Source organism: Pseudomonas sp. BN417 (genome assembly GCF_029871205.1).
Taxonomy (GTDB): domain Bacteria; phylum Pseudomonadota; class Gammaproteobacteria; order Pseudomonadales; family Pseudomonadaceae; genus Metapseudomonas.
The window spans coordinates 1-5246 of the sequence record NZ_SSOJ01000062.1 but is presented as its reverse complement, the minus strand read 5'-3'; the positions used below and the strand labels follow the sequence as shown (position 1 = coordinate 5246).

General features: G+C 67.7%; 7 protein-coding genes. All 7 read left to right on the top strand.

Features of this window, described 5'->3' with window-relative positions:
- Positions 1 to 123 precede the first annotated feature (123 nt).
- Positions 124 to 1104 (top strand): IS110 family transposase, encoded by a 981-nt coding sequence (locus tag E8F11_RS05870; protein ID WP_280286854.1) that lies wholly within the window; start codon positions 124 to 126, stop codon positions 1102 to 1104.
- A 226-nt stretch (positions 1105 to 1330) separates the two neighbouring features.
- Entirely contained in the window at positions 1331 to 1573 is a 243-nt protein-coding gene (locus E8F11_RS05865; RefSeq protein WP_280287880.1) for an exodeoxyribonuclease VII small subunit, read from the top strand.
- Positions 1570 to 2457, top strand: coding sequence for a (2E,6E)-farnesyl diphosphate synthase (gene ispA, locus E8F11_RS05860; RefSeq protein ID WP_280287879.1), 888 nt, complete (start codon positions 1570 to 1572; stop codon positions 2455 to 2457). The genes E8F11_RS05865 and ispA overlap by 4 nt, the downstream gene beginning before the upstream one ends.
- 115 nt (positions 2458 to 2572) lie before the next feature.
- Positions 2573 to 3517 carry a 4-hydroxyproline epimerase gene (locus E8F11_RS05855; RefSeq protein WP_280287877.1) on the top strand — a complete coding sequence of 315 codons (945 nt, stop codon included), beginning with the start codon at positions 2573 to 2575 and terminating at the stop codon, positions 3515 to 3517.
- Complete coding sequence (locus E8F11_RS05850) at positions 3514 to 4635, top strand: FAD-dependent oxidoreductase (RefSeq protein WP_280287876.1); 1122 nt, start codon at positions 3514 to 3516, stop codon at positions 4633 to 4635. Before E8F11_RS05855 ends, E8F11_RS05850 begins: the two co-directional genes overlap by 4 nt.
- Entirely contained in the window at positions 4632 to 4868 is a 237-nt protein-coding gene (locus tag E8F11_RS05845) for a (2Fe-2S)-binding protein (RefSeq protein WP_280287875.1), read from the top strand. The genes E8F11_RS05850 and E8F11_RS05845 overlap by 4 nt, the downstream gene beginning before the upstream one ends.
- Positions 4865 to 5246: FAD-dependent oxidoreductase (locus E8F11_RS05840; RefSeq protein ID WP_280287874.1), on the top strand; the 382-nt coding region annotated here is incomplete at its 3' end. The genes E8F11_RS05845 and E8F11_RS05840, both read left to right, overlap by 4 nt.

Below are 5246 nucleotides of genomic sequence, written 5' to 3'. Positions count from 1 at the left end.
TCCCATCCTGAGAGCTCGACTCTGTTTCGTAGATTGTGCTCCCGGCCCTCTTCTCCAACTCCTGAATGGTATCCAAGCCCCTCCACCGGAGTGAGGCTGCATGAACAAGGCAAGGATCGAGAGATGGCGGTTATTGGAATCGATGTCAGCAAGCAAAAGCTCGACTGTCTGTGGTTACGCGACCCGGACAGTCTGAAGGTCAAGACCAAGGTATTTACCAATCAAGTAGACGGCTTTGCCGCCTTGATCGAGTGGTGCTGCACCCACAGTGGCGTTGCCGCCGGGGAACTGAAGGTGTTCCTTGAGGCCACCGGGGTCTACCACGAATCCTTGGCGTATTACCTGCACGACCGTGGCGTTCAGGTCTTCGTCCTGAACCCGGCGCAAGTCCGCGAATATGCGCGCAGCCTGGGTATTCGCGGTAAGACGGACAAGCAGGACAGCCTGGTGCTCGCCCGTTTTGGCGCGACCCAAAAGGCCCGACGCTGGTTGCCGGAGGCGCGGGAGATCCGCGAGCTGAAAGCGATGATCGTGCGGTATGAGGCGTTGCAGGAGGACCTCCAGCGCGAACTGAACCGGCGGGAAAAAGCCGAGGTCAGTCAGGCCAGCCTCAGCGTAGTGGCCTCCATCGATACGATGCTCAGTGCCCTGCGTCAGGAGGCCGAACGCCTGAAGCAGGAGATCGACGACCACATCGACCGGCACGACCAGCTCAAACGCAACCGGGAGCTGCTGCGGAGCATCCAGGGCATCGGGGATGTCCTTTCCCGCCACCTGCTGGCGTTTCTGCACAGCCGCGACTTTGGCTGTGCCCGACAATGCGCGGCCTATGCGGGCCTGGTTCCACGCCCCTGGGACTCGGGGACGTCGGTAAAAGGCAAACCACGCTTGACCAAAGCGGGGCAGCCTCGGCTGCGGGCCAAGCTCTACATGGGGGCCATTGTGGCCAAACAGCACAATCCCACGGTCAAAGCGCTTTACCAGCGTCTGCTGGCACGCGGGAAAGCCAAGATGAGCGCCCTGGGCGCGGCCATGCGCAAGCTGCTGCAGATTGCCTATGGTGTGCTCAAGACGCAGACACCCTATCAGCCGCAACCGACCTGAAAGGGTCGGTTGCATCTGATCGGAGAGATGGTATCTACGAACTGCATTCTTGTGGGAGCGAATTCATTCGCGATGCAGCCGCAGGGCTGCCGTGGGTGCCTATCGCGAATGAATTCGCCCCCACGGGAAAACCTCTCCGAGGCAGCAACCGCCCGCCCCCTTCATTTGCCCATGGGGTGCGGCTCTGCTAGTGTCGCGCCCGATTCGACCTCCGCGAGACAGCAGCATGGCCCGCAAGAAAGCCACCCCCGATTTCGAACAGTCCCTCGCCGATCTGCAGACCCTGGTGGAACGCCTGGAAAGCGGTGAGCTGTCGCTCGAGGACTCCCTCAGCGCCTTCGAGCAGGGCATCCGCCTGACCCGCGAATGCCAGGCCTCGCTGAGCCAGGCCGAGCAGAAGGTGCAGATCCTGCTGGAGCGCGACGGCCAGCTGGAGGAAGCGCCCTTCGACGCGGACGAACAGGCATGATCGCCAGCTACCAGGCCCGTTGCCAGCAGCGGGTGGACGCCGCCCTCGGCGAGCTGTTCAACGCCCCGCTGGCGCCGCTGGAACGCCTCTACCAGGCCATGCGCTACAGCGTGGTGAACGGTGGCAAGCGGGTGCGCCCGCTGCTGGTCTACGCCGCCTGCGAAGCCCTCGGAGGCGACCTGGCCCAAGCCGACGGCGCGGCCTGCGCAGTGGAGTTGATCCACGCCTACTCACTGGTTCACGACGACCTGCCGGCCATGGACGATGACGACCTGCGTCGCGGCCAGCCCACTACCCACATCGCCTTCGATGAAGCCAGCGCCATCCTCGCCGGCGACGGCCTGCAGACGCTGGCCTTCGAGGTACTGGCCGATGCCCAGCGCAACCCGCACGATGCCGAGACCCGCCTGGCGATGATCGCCAGCCTCAGCCAGGCCGCCGGCCCCGCTGGCATGGTCGGCGGCCAGGCCATCGACCTGGGTTCGGTGGGTATCAAGCTCGACCAGGCCGCCCTGGAAACCATGCACCGGCACAAGACCGGCGCCCTGATCGAAGCCAGTGTGCGCCTTGGCGCCCTGGCCAGCGGCCGCGCCGATCCCGCCGCCCTGGCGGCGCTGCGGATCTATGCCCGTGCCATCGGCCTGGCCTTCCAGGTGCAGGACGACATCCTCGACGTGGAAAGCGATACCGCCACCCTGGGCAAGACCCAGGGCAAGGACGAGGCCCACGACAAGCCTACCTACCCCGCCCTGCTCGGCCTCGACAACGCCAAGGCCTACGCCCTGGAACTGCGCGACCAGGCGCTGCGGGCCGTCGCCAACCTGGGCGAAAGCGCCGAGCCGCTGCGCGCCCTGGCCCGCTACATCGTCGAACGGCGCAGCTGACCCATTCTCCGGGCCTGTGCCGATTTCGTCACAGGCCCGGCAGAAATCCCTCAAGCCGCCAGCACCCCGGCGGCGCCACCCTTGCAGCAGATATCCACAGCAGGGGCAGGCTTCCATGAAGACAATCCGCGTCATCGACTCGCACACCGGCGGCGAGCCGACCCGCCTGGTGATCGAGGGTTTCCCGGACCTTGGCAAGGGCGACATGGCCGAGCGCCGGCGACTGCTCGCCGAGCGGTTCGACGACTGGCGCGCCGCCAGCGTGCTCGAACCCCGTGGCAACGACGTGCTCGTGGGCGCCCTGCTCTGCGAACCGGTTGATCCGCAGGCCTGTGCCGGAGTCATCTTTTTCAACAACACCGGCTACCTCGGCATGTGCGGCCACGGCACCATCGGGCTGGTGGCCTCGCTGGCGCACCTGGGGCGCATCCAGCCGGGCGTGCACCGCATCGAAACCCCGGTGGGCACGGTGGAAGCCACCCTGCACGAGGACCGCTCGGTGAGCGTGCGCAACGTGCCGGCCTACCGCTACCGCAAGGACGTGCGCCTGAACGTGGCAGGGCTCGGCAGCGTCCTCGGCGATATCGCCTGGGGCGGCAACTGGTTCTTCCTCATCGCCGACCACGGCCAGCGCATCGCCAGCGACAACCTCGACGCCCTGACCGCCTACACCAGTGCGGTGATGCAGGCCCTGGAGGAACAGGGCATCCGTGGCGAGGACGGCGGCGGGATCGACCATATCGAACTGTTCGCCGATGACGACCAGGCCGACAGCCGCAACTTCGTGCTTTGCCCCGGCAAGGCCTACGACCGCTCGCCGTGCGGCACCGGCACCAGCGCCAAGCTGGCCTGCCTGGCCGCCGACGGCAAGCTTCGCGCCGGTGAGCCCTGGCGTCAGGCCAGTGTCATCGGCAGCCGATTCGAAGGCCATTTCGACTGGCAAGACGACGCTCGCGACGGCCACATCATCCCCACCATTCGCGGCCGCGCCCATGTCAGCGCGGAGGCCACCCTGCTGCTGGAAGAGGACGATCCCTTCGCCTGGGGCATCCGCCTGTGACGGCCGATGTCATCGTCATCGGCGCCGGTATCGTCGGCAGCGCCTGCGCCCACGAGCTGGCCCGGCGCGGCCTCGACGTGCGAGTGCTGGACAGCGACCAGGGCGGCGCCACGGCTGCCGGCATGGGCCATCTGGTGACGATCGACGATAACCCGGCCGAACTGGCGCTCTGTGACTACTCGCAGAAACTCTGGCGGCAGTGGGCGACACAGCTCGATGAGGCCAGCGCCTACCGCAATTGCGGCACCCTCTGGCTGGCCGCCAATGAAGCGGAGATGGCCGAGGCACAACGCAAGGCCGACAGGCTGCGTGACCAGGGCATCGCCTGCGAACTGCTCGGCCCGAAACAGCTCCGGGCAGCAGAGCCAGCACTGCACAACGGCCTGGCCGGCGCCCTGAAAGTGAGCGGCGACGGCATCCTCTATGCCCCCAACGCCGCGCGATGGCTGCTGCGCGACGGCGGTGCCAGCATCACCCGCGAACGCGCGCGCGTAGTGGCGGTCGACGGCAACCGCGTGCGCCTGGACGACGGCCGCCAGCTCCAGGCCGATGCCGTGGTGCTTGCCAACGGCATCCAGGCCACCGAGCTCTGTCCGGGCCTGCCGATCGAGCCGAAGAAAGGTCACCTGCTGATCACCGACCGCTACCCCGACCAGATCCGCCACCAGTTGGTGGAGCTCGGCTACGTCAGCAGCGCGCACGCCAGCACCGGCACCTCGGTGGCCTTCAATGCCCAGCCGCGCCCCACGGGGCAGATCCTGCTGGGCTCGTCGCGCCAGTTCGACACCCTCGATCCCCGCGTCGAAGGCCCCGTGCTCGCCCGCATGCTCGCCAGGGCGCTGGACTACCTGCCGGGGCTCGGCGCGCTCAACGCCATCCGCTGCTGGACCGGCTTTCGCGCCGCCACACCGGATGGCCTGCCCATCATCGGCCAGCACCCCGACCAGCCAGGACTCTGGCTCGCCGTCGGACACGAGGGACTGGGCGTGACCACCGCACCGGGAACCGCCCGGCTACTGGCCGCCGCACTGTTCGGCGAAAGCCTGCCCTTGTCCAGCGCCCCCTATGCCTTCGAGCGCTTCGCCGCCTCGTCCACCTCCGCTGGAGCAGCAGGATGATCGAACTCAGCCTGGATGGCCGCAACCTGCAGGTCGACGCCGACACCACGGTGGCCGCAGCACTCGCCCTGGGCGGCGACGGCTGCAACCGCACCTCTGTGAGCGGCCAGCGCCGTGCGCCTTTCTGCGGCATGGGCATCTGCCAGGAATGCCGGGTGAACATCGACGGCCAACGCCGCCTGGCCTGCCAGACGCTGTGCCGCGAGGGCATGCAGGTGGAGACACAAGGATGAAGGTGGACCTGCTGATCGTCGGCGCCGGCCCCGCCGGCATGGCTGCGGCCCTGGCTGCCGCCCCCAGCGGCGCACGCATCGCCGTGTTGGACGACAACCCGGCCCCAGGCGGGCAGATCTGGCGCGACGGGCCGCAGGTGCAGCTGCCCGACAACGCGAGGCAGCTGCGCCAGGCCCTCGCGGAAGCGGGCAACATCCAGGTGTTCAGTGGCACTCGCGTGGTCGCCGCAGCCGGCCCCAAACAACTCTTGCTGGAGGACGCCGAGCGTGGCTGGCTGGTGGGCTATGACGCCCTGATCCTCAGCACCGGTGCCCGCGAACTGCTGCTGCCCTTTCCCGGCTGGACACTGCCGGGCGTCACCGGGGCCGGCGGCCTGC